Below are 22,253 nucleotides of genomic sequence, written 5' to 3'. Positions count from 1 at the left end.
TTTATTTAAACTCCAATATATAATCTGGCATTTTCAAATCGCCATCCTCGCATTTCAGGACACAGCTTCCTTCCTTTTTCCTCAGGTAATACTCCTGTCCGTATTCCGTCCGGCCTGTCTTTTCCGAGCTCATATTGGCCTGCGCAATCCACTGCAGGAAAATAGCCCTTGTGTCTTCGGAAATCACTTCGTCAATCTCTGCAAACCGGATCTTTTGCTCCCTGATATACCGGAGTACTACTTCTTTCTGCTTCTGTGCCCGACGCAGATAGCTTTCCCGCTGTGCCATTTTTTCCAATGATTTATCAGCAAAACCGGTTCTGTCTTTTCTCTCACGATACCCTCTTGTGTGAGGTTTCAGTAAAAACATTGCCGGATCTTCCTGATAAACACTGTTATTAATACTATCCTCTTCTCTCGGCAGATTGGTCTTATAATGTTCGATCTGCTGCACCCCGAAGACATGGGACGATAATTTATGGGCCTCCTCCAGATCCTCACATTTTAAAAAGAGTTCCAGAAATTTTTTATAATCATCCTTTCTGCTGATGCCCCAGTTCTGGATCTGTACGATCAGGGCTGCATTTTGAATAATATTCCGTATGATATCATTGGTGATTTTCAATACTTTTTTTGCTTCGCATTCCTGGCCCTGCCCGTCCACAAACCAGTTTTTCAGGGAATACCATTTTCCGTATACATTTTCCCGGATACTTGGCTCCGCATTTCCATGTATTTCCAACAGTGCATGTGGAATATCCAGTTCACTCGCTACGACCCGTTCCAGAATCGTATGCTCCATACGCTCCGTATTTTTTTCCAATAGCCGTTCCATCCGTTTGGAGTGCCGCTGCAATTCCTGCACAAATTCATTCAAATATTTAATAAATTTGTCCTTATGAACCATGAATTCCACGGATTTCATTAATTTCTCCGTTTTTCCGGAATAAAAATCCCGCAGATAGTCCTGATAGTTCTGGTTGAGTCGTTTAAAATCTTCCTGCAACGTATGCCACCATTCGTTCACTGTGCGAAGCTCTGCATTCTCCATGTTCTCCGTCTCATCCAGATTTCTCTCCAGACGGGTAAAAAAGTTCGTTGACAAATTGCCCGATTCCAGAAATAGATTTTCCAGACGTACTGTCAGGCGCTCGATCTCCACAGCGTATTCCGACATGGTATAGCGATATTGCTTATTTTTATAGTCCGCTATCGTGTACACTTTTCCCGGATCCTGTATCGGCGTAAGATTTTTCCACTTTACAAGTGTTTCCAGGTCCAGAACCAACTGTTCCATGGAATACATTTCAAATGCTTCATCCTCTTTTAAGATCCTGAAAATATTTTCTTTATATAGCTGAAAATGCATCTTTTCATATTCCCGGTAAAAGCATCTCATAATTTTCCGGTATACCGGTGCATTCTGTACCGACAAATAGGAAGTTTCATTGATCTGTTCGAAATGGTCCATCCGTTTGTTCCTCTCTTAAGTATCTTATTAAGTACTATTATCTATATTTCATGTCCTGTTTTCAGTACTTAATTGTGTTCTCTAAATAAATGCAATCAGATACAATGGCAACGTCACGATCCTCTCTTCGCTTTCACCTATGTTACCATCCACAAATTTATATCCATAAGATATATCTTTGTTATTTTTCATCAACCATTTTAATGAATTTGCCCGGGTATTTCCACTCTTGACTTCAATAGGAACCACTCTCCCGTCTTTCTGAATAATAACATCGATTTCTCTTTTCGTTGTGTCATTTTTATAGAAATAGATCTGATATCCCTTCTTATAAAGAGCATCAGCTATTGAACATTCATAAATACCGCCTTTTGAGTTTCCTGCTAATGTGTTTTCCACTATGTGCTGTTTTAAAGAAAAATCCTTCATCGCCATCAGCAGTGATAAATCAGTTGTATATGCCCGGAAAAAGTCGTCTCTTGCATAATCATCCAAATCAAATCTGACATCCGTCACCAGTTTACATAATTGTATCATATCTGCCCGAAGCAGCCATTCCACACTTGAATAATATTTTTGTGCCCTTCCACCATGCTCGATTTCTTTATATTGAAATTTATGATTTTCCTTATCTAATAGCTGCTTTGCAAGTGAGAGATAACACTTCTCTGCTTTTACCTTTTCTTCAGCGGTTGCATAATGCGCTATGTCATACTGATATCCCTGCAAGAGATTTCTTTGAACCCTGTCAACTTCCCTGAAATCCTTCGTATCTATATACTTCTGTACCACTTCTGGCATACCACCTGTTGCAATATACTGTCTGTAGTAATTCATCATCTGCGAATGAATCGCCTCCGGTATCACTGTCTTTGAATGTAAATACCCACAAAGATTTCCTATCATATCTTCGGAAATGCCCATTCCCCAAAGAAATTCTTCGAAATCCATCCCATACATTCTCAGATAATCAACATACCCTACAGGATAGGAAGATGCACGTTTATAGTCGATTCCCAGAAGTGATCCTGAAGCAATGACATCATACCTGTTGTCTATTGCCCAGAACTTGAGTGATGTGATTGCCTCCTGACATTCCTGAATTTCATCCAGAAAAATCAAAGTTTTTCTCGGAACAATTTTCTTTTCCGGAAAACGGAAACGCATAGCCATAATCATATTGTCCACTGTAAGATCTCCGGCAAAAATATCCATTGCTGAAGGCATCTGCTTAAAATTAATTTCAAGCAATTCCTCAAAGTTTTCCTCTGCGAACCGTTCGATCATGTATGTTTTCCCGGTCTGTCTGGCTCCCTGAACAACCAGGCATTTTCTGTCCTTTTTATTTATCCAGTTTTTAATGTAATTTGTCGCTTTTCTTTTCAGCATAAGGCACCTCGAATCAACATTTATTATTCCATTTAATGTTATCAATCAACATTTTAGAGTTCTAAATTGTACTCATTATCAACATTTAGGATTTTTTATTATTATAATACAATTATACCCAAAAAGACAGCACCAGTCTCATTTTCTGAAACTGATGCTGTCTTCTGAATGTTCTATTTATTGGTAACTATTCATAGTCCCATTCGCAAAATCGCTGCTTCGCAGCTTTACTTTTGCTCATGCATGGCTCTGAATAATTACATTTATTTGAAATATTTCACTCCAGACTCAAAGATCTTCAGATCCTGCTCACCGTAGATATTGATAGCTACTGCGGTGCCGCGTCTCTCGGAATGTGCCATCTTACCGAAGACACGTCCGTCCGGGCTTGTGATACCTTCGATGGAAGCGTAGGAACCATTGACGTTCCATTCTTCATCCATGGTCGGGTTACCTGCCAGATCTACATACTGGGTTGCCACCTGTCCATTCGCAAACAGTTTGTCAATCCACTCCTTCGGTGCTACAAAACGTCCCTCACCATGGGATGCCGGGTTTACATAGACGCCGCCCAGCTCTGCGCCTGCCAGCCACGGGGACTTGTTGCTGACCACCTTGGTGTAGACCATCTTGGAGATATGGCGGTTAATGGTGTTGAAGGTCAGAGTCGGGGAATCCGGCTGCTGTCCGGTGATCTCACCGTAGGGAACCAGTCCCAGCTTGATCAGTGCCTGGAAACCGTTGCAGATACCCAGTGCCAGTCCGTCTCTCTCATTCAGAAGCTTTGTTACCGCTTCCTTGATCTTCTCATTTTCAAATGCGGTTGCAAAGAATTTCGCAGATCCATCCGGCTCGTCACCTGCGGAGAAGCCGCCCGGGAACATAATGATCTGTGCCTGGCTGATGGCTTTCTCGAAGGCATCCACGGATTCTTTGATGTCGCTCTCACTTAAATTCTTAAATACTTTGGTTACCACGTTGGCACCGGCACGCTCAAACGCTTTCGTACTGTCGTACTCGCAGTTGGTACCCGGGAATACCGGGATAAATACGGTCGGTTTTGCCACCTGATGTTTGCATACGTAAATGCTGTCTGCCTTGTAAACCGGTGTATCCAGTACTTCTTTATTCTTCTCTGCCACAGTCGGGAATACTTTCTCCAGTGTTCCTTTCCATGCGTCCAGTGCTTCTTCTGTACTGATAGAAACATTGCCATAGGAGAAGCCGCTTACCGTCACTTCACCGATCTCGGTATAAGTGATGGAAAGCTCGCCAACTTTGCCTGCCGGAACCTCTGCCACGATAGAACCGAATCCAGGTGCAAATGCATCTCTCGGATCCAGATTGTGCTCCAGTTTGACACCGAGTTTATTACCAAATGCCATCTTGCTGACTGCCGGAATCACACCCTTGCCATCCAGGGCATAAGCAGAAACGATCTTTCCGGCCTTTACATCCTCAAAGAACTTGCCGTACTGATCCATGATCTTTTCATAATCCGGCAGATCGTAAGCGTCTCTGTCGACTTTTAAGAGAACCAGCTTGTTACCGGCTTTCTTAAATTCCGGAGTGATAATATGTTTGTAACTTGCAATATCCACTGCAAAAGATACCAGTGTCGGCGGTACATCGATATCGTTGAAGGTGCCGGACATACTGTCTTTTCCTCCGATGGACGGCAGTCCGAATCCCAGCTGTGCGCTATAAGCACCGAGGAGTGCTGCGAAGGGCTGGCTCCAGCGATGGGGATCCTCGGTCATTCTGCGGAAGTACTCCTGGAAGGTGAAACGGATCTTGCTGTAATCACCACCGGTTGCCACGATTCTTGCCACAGACTCCAGCACTGCGTAAACAGCACCATGATACGGAGACCAGCTGGACAGATAGGGATCAAATCCATAACTCATCATCGTAACGGTATCCGTATTTCCTTTGAGTACCGGAAGTTTGGCTACCATTGCCTGGGTCTCGGTCAGCTGATATTTTCCGCCATAAGGCATCAGCACGCTGCCTGCTCCGATGGAGCCGTCGAACATCTCCACCAGGCCCTTCTGGGAGCAAACATTTAAATCTTTCAGGGTATCCAGCCATTTTTCACGGATATCACTGACTTCTTTTCTTTCAAAATATTTCTCTGTCTCGGACGGCATGTCCACTGCGACAGAAGTCTCCTGATGAGCACCGTTAGTATCGAGGAAGGCTCTGGAAATATCCACGATCTTCTTTCCTCTCCAGGTGAGCACCAGTCTCGGAGATTCGGTCACTTCCGCTACGCAGACAGATTCCAGATTCTCCTCTGCTGCATATCCCATAAATTCTTTGACGTCTTTCGGATCAACAACCACCGCCATACGCTCCTGAGATTCGGAGATGGCAAGCTCAGTTCCATCAAGACCTTCATATTTCTTCGGCACCTTGTCCAGATCTACGACCAGACCGTCTGCCAGCTCACCGATGGCTACAGACACACCGCCTGCACCGAAGTCGTTACATTTCTTAATGAGACGGGTTACTTCCGGACGGCGGAACAGTCTCTGGATCTTACGCTCCGTCGGAGCATTACCTTTCTGCACCTCAGCACCGCAGGTCTCAATGGAAGCCTCGGTATGTACTTTGGAAGAACCAGTCGCACCACCGCAGCCGTCACGTCCGGTACGGCCGCCCAGCAGGATGATGATATCTCCCGGATCAGAAGTCTCACGGATCACATCTTTTCTCGGAGCAGCACCCATAACAGCACCAATCTCCATACGTTTTGCCACATAGTTCGGATGATAAATCTCTTTTACATATCCAGTAGCCAGTCCAATCTGGTTACCATAAGAGCTGTAGCCGCTGGCTGCACCGCGCACCAGTTTTTTCTGGGGCAGTTTGCCCTTCAGAGTCTCAGATACCGGAACGGTCGGATCAGCTGCGCCGGTTACACGCATTGCCTGATATACGTAAGTACGGCCTGACAACGGGTCACGGATAGCTCCGCCAAGACAGGTAGCAGCACCACCGAAGGGCTCGATCTCTGTCGGATGGTTGTGGGTTTCATTCTTGAAATTAACCAGCCACTCCTCGGTCTCCCCATCGATTTCGACCGGAACCACGATGGAGCAGGCATTGATCTCGTCAGATTCCTCCTGATCCTTGAGTTTTCCTTCTTTTTTCAGCTTTCTCATAGCCATCAGCGCCAGATCCATAAGACAGATGAATTTGTCATCTCTTCCTTTGAAAATCTCTTTATGGTCAGCTACGTACTGCTCATAGGTTTTCTCAATGGGTGCACGATAATATCCGTCTTCGAATTTTACATCCTTAAGCTCCGTAGAGAAGGTGGTATGGCGGCAGTGATCGGACCAATACGTATCCAGCACGCGGATCTCGGTCATGGACGGATCACGGTTCTCCTCACCTCTGAAGTAGTTCTGGATATGCTGGAAATCCTTGAAGGTCATAGCCAGATTCAAGGAGCTGTAAAGTTCTTTCAGCTCTTCTTCCGGCATATTTTTAAATCCATCAAAAATCTTTACATCAGCCGGATCCTCAAATACAGTTACCAGAGTCTCCGGTTTCTCCATGACAGTTTCACGGGAATCTACCGGGTTGATACAGAATGCCTTGATGGAATCAAGCTCTGCCTCTGTCGTATTTCCTTCAATCACATAGATGACAGCGGTACGGATCACCGGCTTTTCAGCGGAATTCAAGAACTGTACGCACTGTACAGCGGAATCTGCTCTCTGGTCGAACTGTCCCGGAAGGAACTCAACACCGAATACTGCGGCTCCTTTGGCGGTCTCAAAGCTTTCCTGATAAAGAGTATCTACCGGCGGCTCTGCAAATACCGTATGGCATGCTTCTTCAAAAGTCTCATCAGAAATATTCTCTACGTCATAACGGATCAGGACACGGACACCTGTCACGGTCTGGATACCAAGATAACTTCTGATCTCCTCCTGCAGCTCTTTTGCCTTTACTGCAAACTCAGGTTTCTTTTCCACAAAGACGCGTCTTACCATGCTTCTCTACCTCCATCAGCTCATATGGTTCTATCTTACGGAGCCACAATCCTGCCCCGTTGTTCACATTGTTAAGGTTATCATATCACACTTTTTCTGATTAGTAAATTTAATATATGTTAATTATGTTATAAATTATACTAATAAATATAGGAAAACCGACAAAAGAAAAAGGATCCAGATAAATTCTGAATCCTTTAAGAGCACGAGACGGGATTCGAACCCGCGACCCTCGCCTTGGCAAGGCGATACTCCACCACTGAGCCACTCGTGCAAAATCTGTTGTGCTGTCACTGTATCAGCGACAAAACATATGATACCGGAAAACGGTACATTTGTCAACAGATATTTTTTATCTTTCAGATCTTTTCACTTTCATTCAGGATCAGCAGGCTGCCCACATACATATTGTTTGGGAAATCTTTTTCCAGAATGCTGTCCAGTTTCTGGTATTCCAGGTCAAACCACTGCTCTTCTGCGGTCACCAGCATATGTGCCAGTGCAATACCTGCATCAAAGAGATTAAAATCCTGCTGCATCTGATAGCCGATCTTTCCCGGCTTCTTCACAAACATATGAATTTTGCCATCGGTCACTACAAAACGCCAGGGCTGCAGGTTCATGGCGGAAGGAGCCACCCTTGCTGCTTCCAGAAGTTTTCGCTGCACTTTACCAAAATTTCCATGGACTTTCACAAACCGATTCAGTTCCATCCGCTTGAATGCTTCCCGATCCCGCTCCAATGGTTCTGCCGGGTAACCAAATGCCATGATCATGACCGGCTCCAGTTCTTTTTCATCCTCATGCTTCACGCGGGCACCGCCCTGATAACAGCTGCCGATGCCCTTTGTATGCAGATACAGCACCAGCTGTTCCATAAGACATCCTGCATTTTTCCGGTAGTCCTCACAGATCTCCGAATAAAGCACCACATAATAGGGTGCTTTCACCAGAAAAAGTCCTGCCAGACGTTTGTCAGAGCCTTTTAAAATTTTCCATTTCGTCCGGATCTCCGGGCGGATGCCGACTGCATCCTCTCCATACTGTTCGATCTTCTCCAACAGTTTGGGATCAATCTCTGTATCCCTGTATTTTCTGATTGATTTTCTCCGAAAAATTGCTTCATACAGTGTCATGGTCTGCAAGCCTTTCCATCTCATCGAGATATTGTGCAAATACCGCAAGTGCATCCTGTACCGGAGCTTTCTGCTCCATATCCACTCCTGCCACCTTCAGAAGTTCCAGCGGATACATGGAACTTCCTCCCTTCAGGAATTTCTTATACTGTTCCACCGCAGGCGCTCCCTGCTCCAGAATCTGTTTGGACAGAGCAATGGCTGCCGAAAATCCGGTCGCATACTGATAAACATAAAATGGTGTATAGAAATGTGGAATCCTGGCCCATTCCATGGCAATCTCCTGATCCACACAGATCTCTTCCCCAAAATACAGCTTATTCAGATCATAATAAATCTCACATAACCGGTCTGCCGTCAATGTCTCTCCCTGTTCCTGCAGTCCGTGGGTAATCTTCTCAAATTCTGCAAACATTGTCTGCCGGAACAATGTGGTCCGGAACTGTTCCAGAAAATAGTTTATAAGATACATGGTCTTCTTCTGGTCTCCAGCCTTTTTACTCTGTTCCATCAGATAATGAATGAGCAATGCCTCGTTGCAGGTAGATGCCACCTCTGCCACGAAGATCCGGTAGCCTGCATAAATATAGGGCTGATGCTCATCAGAATACCAGGAATGCAGAGCATGCCCCATTTCATGGGCAAGTGTAAAGACATCGTGCAACGTTCCCTGATAGTTGAGCAGCACGTAAGGATGGGTTCCATAGGCTCCCCAGGAATACGCACCTGTCCGTTTTCCCTGATTCTCATAGACATCTATCCATCCGTGATCAAATCCTTCTCTGAGCAGATGTAAATATTCTTCACCCATGGGAGCGAGCCCTTCTAATACAGTTTTCTTCGCCTGCTCAAATGGAATCTCACTGTGATCCTGTTCTGTCATGGGAACATAGAGATCATACATATGAAGTTCTTCCACGCCAAGAAGTTTTTTCCGCAGCTTCATATAGCGGTACATCAGCGGCATGGATTCATGCACAGCTTCAATAAGCTGCTCATAGACTTTCACCGGAATATGACTTCCATCCAGAGCTGCTTCCAGGTCAGATGTATACTTATGTGCCTTCGCCAGAAATGCCTCCTGCTTCACATTGGCACGATACATGGCAGCCAGCGTATTTCTCCAGTCACCATAAACTCCATACATAGCTTCAAAGACATCTTTTCGCACCTGACGGTTCCGGCTCTGCATGAGAGACATATAACGTCCATGGGTCACCTGCACCGGATGCCCATCTTCCCCGGTAATCTCCGGAAAACGAATATCCGCATTATTAAACATGGAGAAAATATCCTTCGGGCTTTCTGCCACCTCTCCCATAGCCGCCAAAAGCTGTTCCTGTTCTGTGGGCAGGACATGTTTTTTCTGTCTTATTATATTTTCAAAATACTGGCGGTATACCAAAAGCTCTTCATTTTCATCCAGGAATGTCTCAATGATTCCGTCCGGCAGCTCCATGAGCTCTGGCTCCACAAAAGACAGGCTCTCGGAGAGTTCCACTAACAATCCCTGGGCCTGACTTGCCAGATTCTGGTACGTGCTGTTATCTGTATTTTCATGAAGACGCTGATTTGCATAAACATATACTTTCTCCAGCAGTTGGTTCAGTTCGTCACTTAATTTCTGCATGGATAAGAGAACTTCTGCGCTCTCGCCAAGCCGTCCACGGAACTTTGTAAGTTCTGGGATCCGGCTTTTCAGAAGTTCATAATCTCTCTTCCAGTCTTCATCATCCTTATATAAATCTTCGATGGCCCATTTGTAGCGGGCATCGGCTTCTTCTCTTGTGTTCAATTTTCTGTCTGTCATCATTAACTTCCTCGCTTTCTTTATCGTAACACAGGTTTTCAGGAAGTCAATGTCCTTTTTAAAAAAACGAGACAGAACTCATTTTTCTGGGTTTTGTCTCGTTTTTCCTGCTTCTTTATTCATTTCGAATGGCCGCCAGCGGGCTTAATTTCATGGCACGAAGTGCCGGGAAGAAACCAGCCACCATACCGACCAGTACGGCAAATATCAGTGCTGCCAGAACAAGCCATACAGGTATATAGGAAATGCCAGAATAATATCCACTTCCGTCTGCCCCGGCCGCCACCATGTTAATAACAAAAGATATCGTTTCACTGAGTATCAGTCCGACCAGTCCGCCGAAAAATCCAATAAATCCGGCCTCCAGCAAAAACATCGTACGGATATTGTTCATGTCGCATCCCAGTACCTTAATAATACCAATCTCCTTTGTCCGTTCATAAATGGACATCATCATGGTATTGGCAATACCGATGGCTGCTACAAACAGGGATACGGCACCAATTCCTCCCAGCACCAGCTGAATCATTTTCATCTGGTCTTTCGTCTGCTGCATCCATTCTGCATTACTGCTTGCCCCATATCCCATGTCCTGAATTGCTTTCTGGATCTCCTGTACATTTTCCATGCTGTCTACTTTTACATAGACCTGATCATAATAGATCTCTTTATAGGGTTTCCCCGCTTTGTTCGTCGGCTGTCCGGGAATGGCTTTTCCCTTGAAAATCTTCTTCAGCATTGCCTTCAGCTGATCAATGTCTGCATACACATTGTAGCTGTTCTCGCTGTAATCATCTACCGTTCCCGCCATCAATCCGCTGGTGGGAATAATATACTTCTTCGGAGGTGCCGTCACCTGACCGCTGCTATCTCCACCGCTGGTGGAATTATAATAAGCATCCGTGTCAAAGATCACAAACACTGGATCCTTCATCAGATCTACATCCGGCACTGTCATTGTATCCCAGTAGTATTCATTGGTCTTGGCATTGTAAAAATTCGTAATGACCTGATTGCCATAGAAAAACTGCAGACCTCCATTGGCAGGAGGAAGCGTTCCTTCTCCCACCTCCATATTCATGGACTTCATAGCTTCCTGGGTCATTCCATATACCTGCAGGTTTCCCATATAAGCCCCCTGTTTCGCCAGTACATTAACAGACAGCATCGGCGAGGCAATTTCCACATGAGGCATGGCTGCGATTTTTTCCACCAATGCATCATCAATCCGGAGTTCTTCCGTATTTGAGGAAGAGCTGTCCCAGTTGCCCCATGTATTGACATTGATGGTGGTCAGCCCTCCATACTGCTCTATCTGCTCAAGTGAACTTTTCTGAAGTCCCAAGCCCAGAGAAATCATGACTACAATGGATGCCGTTCCTATGACAACGCCAAGTACGGTCAATGCCGTACGAAGCTTTCTTCTGAGCAGATTCGAACTGCTCATTCGAAGTAAATCCAGAAATTTCATGCTTTACTCCTTCTCGTCATCCTCTTCATCCAGATCAATGAGGTCTTCTTCCAGTTTTTTCTGTTCTTTCAGTTTCTTTTTCTTCAAACTGATGATGATGGCAATACCACCTGCTGCAATCAGGAAGACAACAATCACAGGAACTGCCTTTCCAACGCTGCCGCCGGTTCCGGTCTGATCGTCCGCAGGCATATCGTCCATTCCCGTACTGTCATCCATCATAGGTTCGCTGACATATAAGGAAACGGTCTTCTCAATCACAGTTGCCTCTCCGGTCTCATCCTCATAAGAAATATTAAGTTTTACCGTTCCATCGTCTGTCGTAGGTGCCAGACCATTCACATACATATCTACGGAACCGGTCGCTCCGGAATCCAGATTACCTACAAAAGCATCACCGCTGCTCACGAATTCACTGTCTGCAGACACTTTCACATTGTAAAGCTTGGTCTTTCCCAGATTGTAGATACTGAACATAATATTTGCTTCACTGCCCACTTCAATACTGGAAGGATTCACCTCCGGCTCACTCATGTCAACCCGGGCTGCCTGTTTCACTGGAATGGATACACTCGCTTTGTTGGTGTAAGCGTTGACATGCTCATCCTCATAGCTCATGTTAACGTCGATAGCATATGGTTTCTGTGCCAGATCGGCTCTTGCTTCCATTTCAATCTGGATATCTTTGGTTCCATTTTTTGCCATCTTATCTACAAAGATCGTGTTGGAACCTGCGGTCGGCAGGAAAGATTCATAGGTCGTCTCGGAATCCTTGCCCTCTACTGCTGCATCAAACTCAAACAGCATATTGCTGACACTGGTTGCTGTGGAAGTATTTTTCAGATGCAGGGTCAGCATAAAACTTTCACCTGCATGTACCGTCTCCGGATTGGTCTCAAATCCGGTTACAATCACCCGCGGCACAGATGATTTTCCATCCGCGCTGACACCGGCTGTACCACTGGTCTGGATGTACGTATCAAGGGTGGTCGTCTGGCTGCTTCCATCAGATGCAAAATACCGCACATTGAAAGAAATCTTCTGATAGCCATTTCCCACATCGCTTCTGGTTTTCAGGTTCCAGGTAAGTTCCCGTCTCCGGTCCATATCAGACATTCCGGTGTCAGTACCGGGAAGATCCGCAATGTTCTGGGAATAACTGGACTGAGTAATCTCAAATGGCCAGGTTGCTGTATCGGTACTTAATACCGGTGTAACCACGGCATTGGTCACATTGGTCTTGCCCATATTGACAACCGGAAGAACAATGCTGACTTCCTGCCCTGCATTGGCTACCGGAGTTACCCAGGTACCGCCTACCATGAGAAAATGATCCGCATTTACCGGAACGGTATCTTTATCGTTATCATCGTCGTCATTGCTGTCATCTTTGGGTGGGTTGACCACTTTATCCATATCCCCTTTTGCCTTGGTAATATAATCATTGACACCGTCTGCTGTGGTCATAGCACTGATCTGATTCAATGCTTTGGTCACAATATCGTTAAGCTTTGTTGCCTTTTTTCCGTCAGGATCAACTAAACGCTGATAGTCCTGAAGTTTCCCCATGGCACCATCTTTCGCTTTCTTCAGTTCCGCTACCGGATCTTCTGTAGGAGTTGTTGTATTTTCATCTTTTTTGGTGTTATTTGTTCCGGGCGTTGGAGTCGTCTGTTCCTCCGCATACACCGTCATCCCTATTTCTGGCACGCTCACCGCTGCCGCCGATGCCAGCATTCCCGCACACAGGGCCACTGCAAGTCCTTTCATCCACCACTTCTTCATTGCTCGTCCTCCTTATATTCACTCCGTGTCTCGATTTTCACAATTTTTCCATCTATGATATGGAATATCCGATCCGCAAATCCTGCCAGATGGTTATCATGAGTTACCATCACCATGGTCTGATTCTTTTCCTGTACCACTTTTCTCATCAGTCCCAGTACTTCTGCGGATGTATGGGAATCCAGATTGCCGGTCGGTTCATCCGCGAAGATAATCTCCGGATCCAGCACAAGGGCTCTTGCCACACCGACTCTTTGCTGCTGTCCACCGGACATCTCGTTTGGCCGGTGCAGCATATGTTTGGACAGTCCTACCAGCTTCAGCATCTTCACTGCCTTAGCTTCCCTGACCTTCTTATCCACTCCCCGGAAGGTCAACGGCAATGCCACATTTTCAATGGCATTCATGGTTCCCAGAAGATTAAAAGACTGAAAAATAAATCCTACCTTTTCTCTCCGGAACTTGACCAGCTGGTTTTCCGTCATATTTTCCAGATGCTGTCCCGCCACCACGACTTCTCCTTTGGTCGGTTTTTCCAACCCCGCCAGCATATTCAGCATAGTGGATTTTCCGGAACCGGATGTACCGACGATGGCACAGAACTCTCCTTTATAGATAGTCAGATCCACACCGTTTAGTGCCCGGACCTTCTCGTCCCCCACCCGGAATATTTTATAGAGGTTTTTTACCTGAATCACAGGCTGCCTTTTTTCTTCCACCCGAGGCCCTCCTTTTATTCTTTTTTGAGCGCATTTTAATATATAAAGTATACCATATTTTTGATTTTGAAATTCTTAATTAATCTTAATATTTCAAATACCAGGGTCATAAACCATGAACCACGATGTGCTTGCACAAGAGTGGTTCTGTGGTTTAATGACCCGCCCAAAATGAGCATAAAGTGCAGTGTAAACTGCACGGTATGCGAATGTTGGGCAGGATTGTGGGAGTGCGAAGCACGGAACAATCCGTAAGGCATTTGAAATATACGCAAATGTCAGGAGCAAAAAAGGCAGGAGCCAAAGCTCCTGCCTCATCTACATTTCTGTTACTGTTTCTTTACCAGTTTTGTTTTCATGACATACCACAGCGGACCGGTGATGCATACGGAAGAATAAGCTCCGCAGGCAATACCTACCATCAGCGGCAGTGCGAACTCTTTCACGGAAGCAACTCCCATGACATAGAGAACCGCTACCATGATAAAGGTGGTCAGGGAAGTGAAAATACTTCTGGTCAGTGTCTGGGTAATACTGTTATTTACCACATCCTCCAGCGTATCTTTCCGTTTCATCTCTGCCAGGTTCTCACGGATACGGTCAAAAATAACGATGGTTGCATTGATGGAATAACCAACAATAGTCAGCATGCAGGCAATGAAGGTATTTCCAACAGAGATTCTGGCTGCTCCGTAAAATACAAGTACTACCAGAACATCATGCAGCAGTGCAGCAACTGCACTGGTTGCGAATCTTACATCCTTAAACCGGATCCAGATATAGATCAGCATAAAGATCGTTGCAATGATCACGGAAATAATCGCATCATGTTTTACTTCCTGGCTGATGGCTCCGCTGATGTTCTCTGCAGTGATTGCTGTATCGCTCAGATCAAATGCCTCCGTCAGCTTCTCGTCCAGTTCCGTACGTTTGTCAAGATCCAGCTCTTTGGTCTTGATAACCACCTGCGTGGTTCCTGCCACCTTCTGGGTCTGAATATCGTTATCTCCGGTAACTTCTGCCACAACCGGAACTACATTCTGTTCAATCTCCTGGATGGTCATGTCATCGTTAAACTCTACCGTTGTGGAAGTACCACCCTTGAATTCCAGGCTGTATGCCAGCGCGCCTTTGCCGGAGCCTGCATTGATTCCCATATAAGCCAGTCCGGCTACAATGACCAGAACAGATACAGAGAACCAGATCTTTTTCTTGCCAACAAAATTGATCGGCTGTCTCTCTTTGAAGGTGCCGTACCATTTTACATCCTTCATACCAAGTGCATACAGTGCATTCATCACCAGCTTGGATACTACCAGTGCGGTAAACATGGAAACAACAATACCAAGTGCCAGAGTCTGTGCAAATCCCTTCACACTTCCGGAACCTTTGATTGCCAGTACCGCTGCTGCAATCAGAGTGGTAATGTTACCATCCACAATTGCGGAAAGGGCTTTCTGGTAGCCAATCTTCATAGCGGATTTGACGGTCTTGCCTGCTGCAATCTCCTCACGAATACGTGTAAAGATAATAACATTGGCATCCACCGCCATACCGATGGAAAGAATGATACCTGCAATACCCGGCAGGGTCAGGGTCATCTGGAATCCATTCAACAGTACCAGCACGATACCTACATAAGAAGTCAGTGCAATGCCGGATGCAAGTCCCATAATTCTGTAAATGGCAATCATGAACAGAACAACCAGTGCAAATCCGATCACACCTGCAATTAAACTGGTATGAATTGCTTCTGCTCCCAGCTTTGCTCCTACCACATTAGAACGTAACTCCTGCAGCTCCAGGGAAAGGGAACCGATACGGATGGTGGAAGCCAGCTGATCGGCTTCTTCGTAAGTAAAATCTCCGGTGATCTGGCATCTGCCATCTGTAATTGCAGACTGTACGGTCGGAGCACTGATAACATCGCCGTCATAGACAATGGCGATCTGCTTTCCGAGATTTGCCTGGGTTGCCTCGGCAAATTTCTTTGCACCGTCATCCGTCAGGGTAAGTTCTACAATGTACTTTCTTGCCTGTGTCATCTCGTCAGAAGTGGAACCAGCCTGTGCATCTGCTACATCCGTTCCTTCCAGAACTACCGTTCCATCAGAAGTCGTGAACTGCAGAGAACCTGGTTTTCCAAGCTCTGCCAGAATGGCATTTGCATCACTGACACCCGGAATCTCAATATTGATACGGTCGGAACCTTCCTGGTAAACCTCAGCCTCAGTACTGTAGCCTTCTACACGCTTCTGAAGTTTATACACCGTATCTGCCATATCTTCTACAGACGGTGCTTCGTCACCAACGGCCTGATAGGTAATGCTGACACCACCTGCCAGATCGAGTCCCAGTTTGATGTCTTTTGCTGAACCTGCTCCGTCAGCGCCCCAGCCTACTGCCGAGGTGAACAACAGAATTGCCGTAATGGCAATGGTCACCAGCAAAGTGACAACTGCTCTACTTTTCTTCATTTCTTGCCTCATCTTTCTCCGCCTCTGCGGCCTTGATCATGATTGCGCACTCCACACGCTTGCGCTCCAGTTCACAGCTGATATCGTAAGCGTCATTAATGGAGCCGTGGAATTTATAGGAGTTTGCCGCACATCCGCCGCTGCAGTAGAATTTTGCGAAGCAGTTCCGGCATTTTTCCTTAGAGTACACATTACATTCTTTGAACTCATCACGGATGTCTGTACGTTTCAGTCCCTCGTCCACATTTCCCATGAGGTATTTTTCCTCGCCTACGAACTGATGGCAGGGATACAGATCTCCCCATGGAGTGACTGCCAGATACTCTGTGCCTGAACCACATCCTGACAGACGTTTTGCCACACAGGGGCCGCCGGTCAGATCCAGCATAAAATGGAAGAAATTAAATTCTTTATCCGTATGATAACGCTTTACCATCTCTGCTGCCAGTTTATCATATTCAGCAAAGATTTCCGGAAGGTCTTCCTCCCGCAGTGCGTACTCTTCTTCGTCACTTCCGACTACCGGTTCCACTGAGATCTGTTTGAATCCCAGATCTGCCAGATGTAGGACGTCGTTGGAGAAATCCTTGTTATTCCGGGTAAAGGTTCCACGGACATAATATTTCTCCTGATTCCGGCTTTCTGCCAGCTTCTCAAATTTCGGAAGTACCAGATCATAACTGCCGCGGCCGTTGCGGAACGGTCTCATGTAGTCATGCACTTCCTTTCTTCCGTCAATACTGAGCACTACATTGCTCATCTCTTTGTTCACAAACTCCTGTACCTCATCATTCAGAAGCACACCGTTGGTTGTCAGTGTAAAACGGAAATTCTTGTTGTGGATCTTCTCCTGCTCACGTCCGTAAGCAACCAGATCCTTTACTACCTGCCAGTTCATAAGGGGCTCGCCGCCGAAGAAATCCACTTCCAGATTTCGTCTGTTACCGGAGTTCGCAATGAGGAAATCCAGTGCTTTCTTTCCTACCTCATAGCTCATGAGGGCACGGCGTCCATGGTACTCGCCCTCCTCTGCAAAGCAGTAGCGACAGGCCAGGTTGCAGTCATGGGCAATGTGCAGACACAGCGCCTTCACGACCGGCTTCTTGGCAGCTACAATATCGTGAATATAGTTTTCATAAATATCCTCTGTATACAGCTTTCCTTCCTTGATCAGCTCGTCAAGATCCTCAGCTGCCTCCCGGATATCCTGCTCCGGGTACTTGTCCTTCAGGAGATTCACGGTCTCCTCCAGTCCCTTTTCCTTATAATAAGGGATCATATCATAAATCAGATCATCCACCACATGGACGGATCCGCTGTTCACATCCAGAAGGATGTTATAACCATTATTTTTATACTGGTGAACCATTGTTTTTCAGTTCCTCTTTCTAATTCAAATTCCATACGTAAAATAAGCAGCGACGGGAGCCGCTGCTTACTCGTAAACTCTACATTTCCTTATTTGTGATTCTCACAGGTCTGATTTCCTACAGTGCAGGAAGTCTTACATGCAGACTGGCAGGAAGTCTGGCACTCGCCACATCCACCTTTTTTCATGGTATTCTGTAAGGTCTGAGTATTTAAAGTTTTGATATGTTTCATCGTCTCGTCCTCCTATTGATTATACTACATAACTGATATGAGTATAACACATGGCTCCTAAATGCGTCAAGCAGTGTTTACGCTGCAATTCCACCAATCATACCGGAAATAATGCAGATAAAAAATGTTGTACTAATCCCCATAACAGCCTCCTTAAGCTCCCTGCCGACTGCCACCGAAACTGTCAACATCACTGCAAAATATAAAAATCCCAGCAGACTTCCCCACAAAAACTTTCTGTTTTTCATCATCCTTCCTGCCAGAAAGCCTCCTGTAAAGCAGGAAAGCACATAAATCCCGATTACCGCAATTTTCACTTTTCCTTCGTTGAGTTCAAATCGATACATCAACCCTGCCGTAATCAGCAGAAAAAATCCCGTCATTACATATGCCACTAACAGTGCCTTCATCATTCTAAGCACCTGTCCGATATAAGCCATGGGATATTTCATTCTCTCCATCCCGCCTCCTTTCATGCTTCTGCTGCTATTTATATGCGCCTGCCCCCTGCAATTATGCTTTTTTTCTTGCAATCATCAGGAAAATAGCGTATATTAGACTCTAATCATACATATTTATCAATTAGAAAAAAGGAGTGAACTACGTTGGACGCATCTGACGCCATACAGGTACTGATTTTAATTTTCCTCATTGCCTGTTCGGCATTCTTTTCTTCTTCGGAAACCGCAATGACAACCGTGAGTAAAATCCGGGTGCGGAATCTGGCCGAAGGAGGGGATCGCCGCGCCATTCTTCTTTCCCGGTTAATTGAGGAGCCCGGAAAGATGTTAAGCGCAATTCTTATCGGAAACAACATTGTCAATATTTCCGCTTCCTCATTAGCTACTATTCTCGCCACCAAATGGCTGGGAAGTGCCGGAGCCGGTATATCTACCGGTGCCCTGACCCTGATCATTCTGGTATTTGGAGAAGTAACTCCCAAAACCTGTTCCACCATTGATCCGGAAAAGCAGTCTTTAAGAAGCGCACAGATCATTTATATCTGGACGCAGATTGCTATACCTCTGATCTTTATTGTCAATCATCTGGCCATGGGACTGATGTTTCTCATGCGGGTGGATCCCCGGGCAAAAAATGATTCCTACACTGAGGAAGATATTCGTTCCATTGTCGATGTGAGCCATGAAGATGGCGTCATCGAGCAGGAAGAAAAAGAAATGATCAACAATGTGTTCGATTTCGGCGATGCCACCGCAAAGGATATTATGGTGCCGAAAGTCGACATGAGTTTCCTGGATGTCAATGCATCCTATGGGCAGACCATGGAGGTCTACCGGGAATGCCGGTACACCCGCTATCCTGTCTATGAAGAAAGCACCGACAATGTCATCGGCATGCTGAATGTGAAGGATCTGCTGGTCTACGAAGACAAGGAACATTTCAATATCCGTAATATATTGCGAGGAGTTCTGTTTACTCATGAACACAAGAAGACCTCTGATCTTCTGTTTGAAATGAGAAAGAGTTCCACCAACATGGCCATCGTTCTGGACGAGTACGGTGTGACAGCCGGTATGGTTACCATGGAAGATCTTCTGGAAGAAATCGTCGGTGATATCCGTGATGAGTACGACGAGGACGAGGAAGAACAGATTCGTAAAATCTCTGATCTGGAATATATCGTAGAAGGTACCATGAGTCTTGATGACCTGAATGATTATCTGGATCTGGAAGAGAAAGGTCTGCTTCTGGAATCTGAAGATTTCGATTCTGTTGGCGGAATCGTCATTGAACTTCTTGACCGTCTCCCGGAGGTCGGAGACGAAGTGACTACCGAGAACGGTATCCGCCTGGTGGTGGAATCCGTAGAAAAAAACCGGATCGGCCAGGTACATATTTACCTGCCATCTCCTGAAAAACCGGAGGAGCTGCCGGAAAATTAGCAAAAATGGGCAGTCGGAATCATTCCGGCTGCCTTTTTATATTCTATATGTGTTGAAGGAGGATTTCCCCATGGGAAAAATATTCAAGTTTCATACGGATGTAGATACCGATCAGATTATCGCATCCCAGTATCTGCTTTTTCCTACCATTGATGAGATGAAAGCACATACCTTTGAATCTCTGGATCCCACGTTTGCAGATCGTGTGAAGCCAGGTGATTATGTAGTTGCAGCAGAGAACTTTGGCTGCGGTTCTTCCAGAGAGCAAGCACCCAGCGTCTTAAAAGCGCTCGGTGTCAAAGCAGTTGTGGCAAAATCTTTTGCCCGCATCTTCTATCGCAATGCCATTAACATCGGTCTCCCTGTTATCGTCTGCAAGGATCTCTATGATCATGTATCTGACGGTGATGAGATGGAACTTTCTCTGACCGACGGAACTGCTTCCGTAAACGGACAGACCTATACCTGCACCAAGCTTCCGCCTTACATGCAGAATATTCTGGATCAGGGCGGCCTGATCGCATCATTAAATAAGGAGGAAGCATAAGATTATGGGAATGACCATTGCTGAAAAAATCATTGCCCGTGCGGCAGGCGTCAGTGAAGTCCGCCCCGGCGATATTCATACCGTAGAGGTGGACCGCCTCATGAGTAACGACGGAACCACTCATCTGACCATTGATATGTATCACAACAAATTAAAACATCCCCACATCGCAGATGTGAATAAGCTGGTGTGGATCGTGGACCACAACGTTCCCTCCGACAGTCCGAAGACCGCTGCTTCCCAGAAGAAAATGCGTGATTTTGCAAAAGAGCACGGCATCAAATTTTATGAGGGACAGGGTGTCTGCCATCAGATCATGATGGAAAACCATGTCTGCCCGGGTGAACTGATCTTCGGTGCGGACAGCCATACCTGTGCCTACGGAGCTCTCGGTGCCTTCGGTACCGGTGTAGGATGTACGGACTATCTCTATGCCATGGTAACCGGTAAATCCTGGGTTCTGGTTCCGGAGACACTCCGCTTCAATCTGACCGGCAAGCTTCCGGAAGGTGTTTATGCCCGTGACCTGATTCTGACCATCATCGGCAAGATCGGTGCCAACGGAGCCAACTACAAAGCCATGGAATTTGCAGGCGACGGTATGAAGAACCTGACCATGAGTGACCGTATTGCCATCTGCAACCTCTGCGTAGAGGCAGGTGCCAAGACTGCTCTCATGGAGGTAGACGACATTGCCCTTCATTACCTTCATGAGCATGGCCGTGAGCCAAAGGCATGCTTTGCCAGCGATGCGGATGCACATTTTGCCGCTGTCTACGATATCGACTTAAGCACCATCACTTCCATCGTTGCGAAACCGCATTTCGTAGACAATGTCTGCCCGGCAAAAGAAGCCGCAGGGGTAAAGATTGACGAAGCATTCCTTGGTTCCTGCAACAACGGAAGAATTGAAGATCTCCGTGTGGGCGCAGAGCTTTTAAAGGGCCGCAAAGTACATCCGCTGGTTCGTTTTCTGGTGGTACCGGCCAGCCAGGCAGTCTATCAGCAGGCATTAAAAGAAGGTCTTCTGAAGATCTTCATGGAAGCCGGAGCCATCGTCATGAACCCCAACTGCAGCGTCTGCTGGGGAAGCTGTCAGGGCGTCATCGGTGAAGGAGAGACCCTCATCAGTACCGGAACCCGTAATTTCAAAGGAAGAGCCGGTCATCGGGATTCCTTCGTTTATCTGGCAAGTGCCGCTACCGTTACCGCCTCTGCCATCAAAGGTGAGATCGCAACAGCAGACATGTTGTAACTTCAGAGCCATGCACATGCCCGTAAATATGTGACGTATGCTTGCATACAGGAACATATTTCGGAGCATGTATATGGCGAGAAGCCATACATGAGCAAAAGTAAAGCTGCGAAGCAGCGGTTTTGCGAATGTGGCTCTGAATAGTTGCTTATAAACACACTAAGGAGACAAAAACCTACCATGAGTGAAACATTTACCGGAAAGGTGTGGGTGCTCGGAGACGACATTGACACCGATATTATTATTCCTACAGAATACCTTGCCCTGAAAACCGTTCAGGACATGACTCCCTACGCATTTTCTCCCCTTCGGCCGGAACTGGCCTCTCAGATTAAACCGGGAGATATGATCGTTGCAGGCAAAAACTTCGGCTGCGGCTCCTCCAGAGAGCAGGCTCCGGAGATTATCAAGGCACTGGGCATCCGCTGTGTGATTGCCCGCTCCTTTGCACGAATCTTTTTCCGCAACTCCATCAATAATGGACTTCTGCTCATTGAAAATCCAACTCTCCGTGACCATGTAAAAGAGGGAGACACGATCGAGGTTACCACTGGTGAGAAAATTGTCTTAAACGGTCAGGAATTTCCTATTGCCTCTCTTCCGCAGAATCTGATGGATATTATCAATGCCGGCGGTCTGGTGAAAGCCATGCGCCGTCTGAACGGACTGGAGGACTGATT

Annotated in this window: 16 protein-coding genes and 1 tRNA gene; 4 read left to right on the top strand and 13 right to left on the bottom strand. The window is 46.2% G+C overall.

Going from position 1 to position 22,253, the window contains the following annotated elements; translation table 11 throughout:
• Position 1: 1 nt before the first annotated feature.
• The 13 genes from ACZMB2_RS03390 to ACZMB2_RS03330 form a co-directional block, all read right to left on the bottom strand.
• Positions 2-1,471, bottom strand: coding sequence for a TIGR02677 family protein (locus ACZMB2_RS03390; RefSeq protein WP_487595518.1), 1,470 nt, complete (start codon positions 1,469-1,471; stop codon positions 2-4).
• 81 nt (positions 1,472-1,552) lie between these two features.
• Positions 1,553-2,860, bottom strand: coding sequence for an ATP-binding protein (locus ACZMB2_RS03385; protein WP_487595517.1), 1,308 nt, complete (start codon positions 2,858-2,860; stop codon positions 1,553-1,555).
• A 263-nt stretch (positions 2,861-3,123) separates the two neighbouring features.
• Positions 3,124-6,867 carry a phosphoribosylformylglycinamidine synthase gene (locus ACZMB2_RS03380; RefSeq protein WP_487595516.1) on the bottom strand — a complete coding sequence of 1,248 codons (3,744 nt, stop codon included), beginning with the start codon at positions 6,865-6,867 and terminating at the stop codon, positions 3,124-3,126.
• A gap of 202 nt (positions 6,868-7,069) precedes the next feature.
• Positions 7,070-7,141, bottom strand: a tRNA-Gly gene (locus ACZMB2_RS03375).
• A gap of 85 nt (positions 7,142-7,226) precedes the next feature.
• The gene (locus ACZMB2_RS03370; RefSeq protein WP_487595515.1) at positions 7,227-8,027 is read right to left on the bottom strand and encodes a nitroreductase family protein; all 801 of its coding nucleotides are present in this window, start codon (positions 8,025-8,027) and stop codon (positions 7,227-7,229) included.
• On the bottom strand, positions 7,990-9,813 hold the full coding sequence (gene pepF, locus ACZMB2_RS03365) for an oligoendopeptidase F (protein WP_487595625.1): 1,824 nt from the start codon (positions 9,811-9,813) through the stop codon (positions 7,990-7,992). The genes ACZMB2_RS03370 and pepF overlap by 38 nt, the downstream gene beginning before the upstream one ends.
• Before the next feature lie 115 nt (positions 9,814-9,928).
• Entirely contained in the window at positions 9,929-11,284 is a 1,356-nt protein-coding gene (locus ACZMB2_RS03360) for an ABC transporter permease (RefSeq protein WP_487595514.1), read from the bottom strand.
• 3 nt (positions 11,285-11,287) lie between these two features.
• A complete protein-coding gene (locus ACZMB2_RS03355) occupies positions 11,288-13,069 on the bottom strand; it encodes a COG1361 S-layer family protein (protein ID WP_487595513.1) in 1,782 nt (593 codons plus the stop codon).
• Positions 13,066-13,788: an ABC transporter ATP-binding protein gene (locus ACZMB2_RS03350; RefSeq protein WP_308458330.1), complete on the bottom strand. Its 723-nt coding sequence runs from the start codon at positions 13,786-13,788 to the stop codon at positions 13,066-13,068. Before ACZMB2_RS03350 ends, ACZMB2_RS03355 begins: the two co-directional genes overlap by 4 nt.
• A gap of 329 nt (positions 13,789-14,117) precedes the next feature.
• Positions 14,118-16,265 carry a protein translocase subunit SecD gene (gene secD, locus ACZMB2_RS03345; protein ID WP_118768939.1) on the bottom strand — a complete coding sequence of 716 codons (2,148 nt, stop codon included), beginning with the start codon at positions 16,263-16,265 and terminating at the stop codon, positions 14,118-14,120.
• Positions 16,252-17,634: a thioether cross-link-forming SCIFF peptide maturase gene (gene scfB / locus ACZMB2_RS03340; protein ID WP_487595512.1), complete on the bottom strand. Its 1,383-nt coding sequence runs from the start codon at positions 17,632-17,634 to the stop codon at positions 16,252-16,254. Before scfB ends, secD begins: the two co-directional genes overlap by 14 nt.
• A gap of 89 nt (positions 17,635-17,723) precedes the next feature.
• On the bottom strand, positions 17,724-17,867 hold the full coding sequence (gene scfA, locus ACZMB2_RS03335; protein ID WP_487595511.1) for a six-cysteine ranthipeptide SCIFF: 144 nt from the start codon (positions 17,865-17,867) through the stop codon (positions 17,724-17,726).
• A gap of 77 nt (positions 17,868-17,944) precedes the next feature.
• The gene (locus ACZMB2_RS03330; protein ID WP_487595510.1) at positions 17,945-18,328 is read right to left on the bottom strand and encodes a TIGR04086 family membrane protein; all 384 of its coding nucleotides are present in this window, start codon (positions 18,326-18,328) and stop codon (positions 17,945-17,947) included.
• A 144-nt stretch (positions 18,329-18,472) separates the two neighbouring features.
• Here ACZMB2_RS03330 and ACZMB2_RS03325 point away from each other — a divergent pair, with 144 nt between their 5' ends.
• From ACZMB2_RS03325 to ACZMB2_RS03310, 4 genes are all read left to right on the top strand, one after another.
• A complete protein-coding gene (locus tag ACZMB2_RS03325; RefSeq protein WP_487595509.1) occupies positions 18,473-19,771 on the top strand; it encodes an HlyC/CorC family transporter in 1,299 nt (432 codons plus the stop codon).
• A gap of 70 nt (positions 19,772-19,841) precedes the next feature.
• Entirely contained in the window at positions 19,842-20,318 is a 477-nt protein-coding gene (locus ACZMB2_RS03320; protein WP_487595508.1) for a LeuD/DmdB family oxidoreductase small subunit, read from the top strand.
• A 4-nt stretch (positions 20,319-20,322) separates the two neighbouring features.
• Entirely contained in the window at positions 20,323-21,573 is a 1,251-nt protein-coding gene (locus tag ACZMB2_RS03315; protein WP_487595507.1) for a 3-isopropylmalate dehydratase large subunit, read from the top strand.
• A 180-nt stretch (positions 21,574-21,753) separates the two neighbouring features.
• A complete protein-coding gene (locus ACZMB2_RS03310; RefSeq protein ID WP_487595506.1) occupies positions 21,754-22,251 on the top strand; it encodes a LeuD/DmdB family oxidoreductase small subunit in 498 nt (165 codons plus the stop codon).
• Positions 22,252-22,253 lie beyond the last annotated feature (2 nt).

The sequence above is a fragment of the Hominiventricola sp. genome (assembly GCF_057604405.1).
This window is presented reverse-complemented; position numbering and strand designations above follow the sequence as displayed.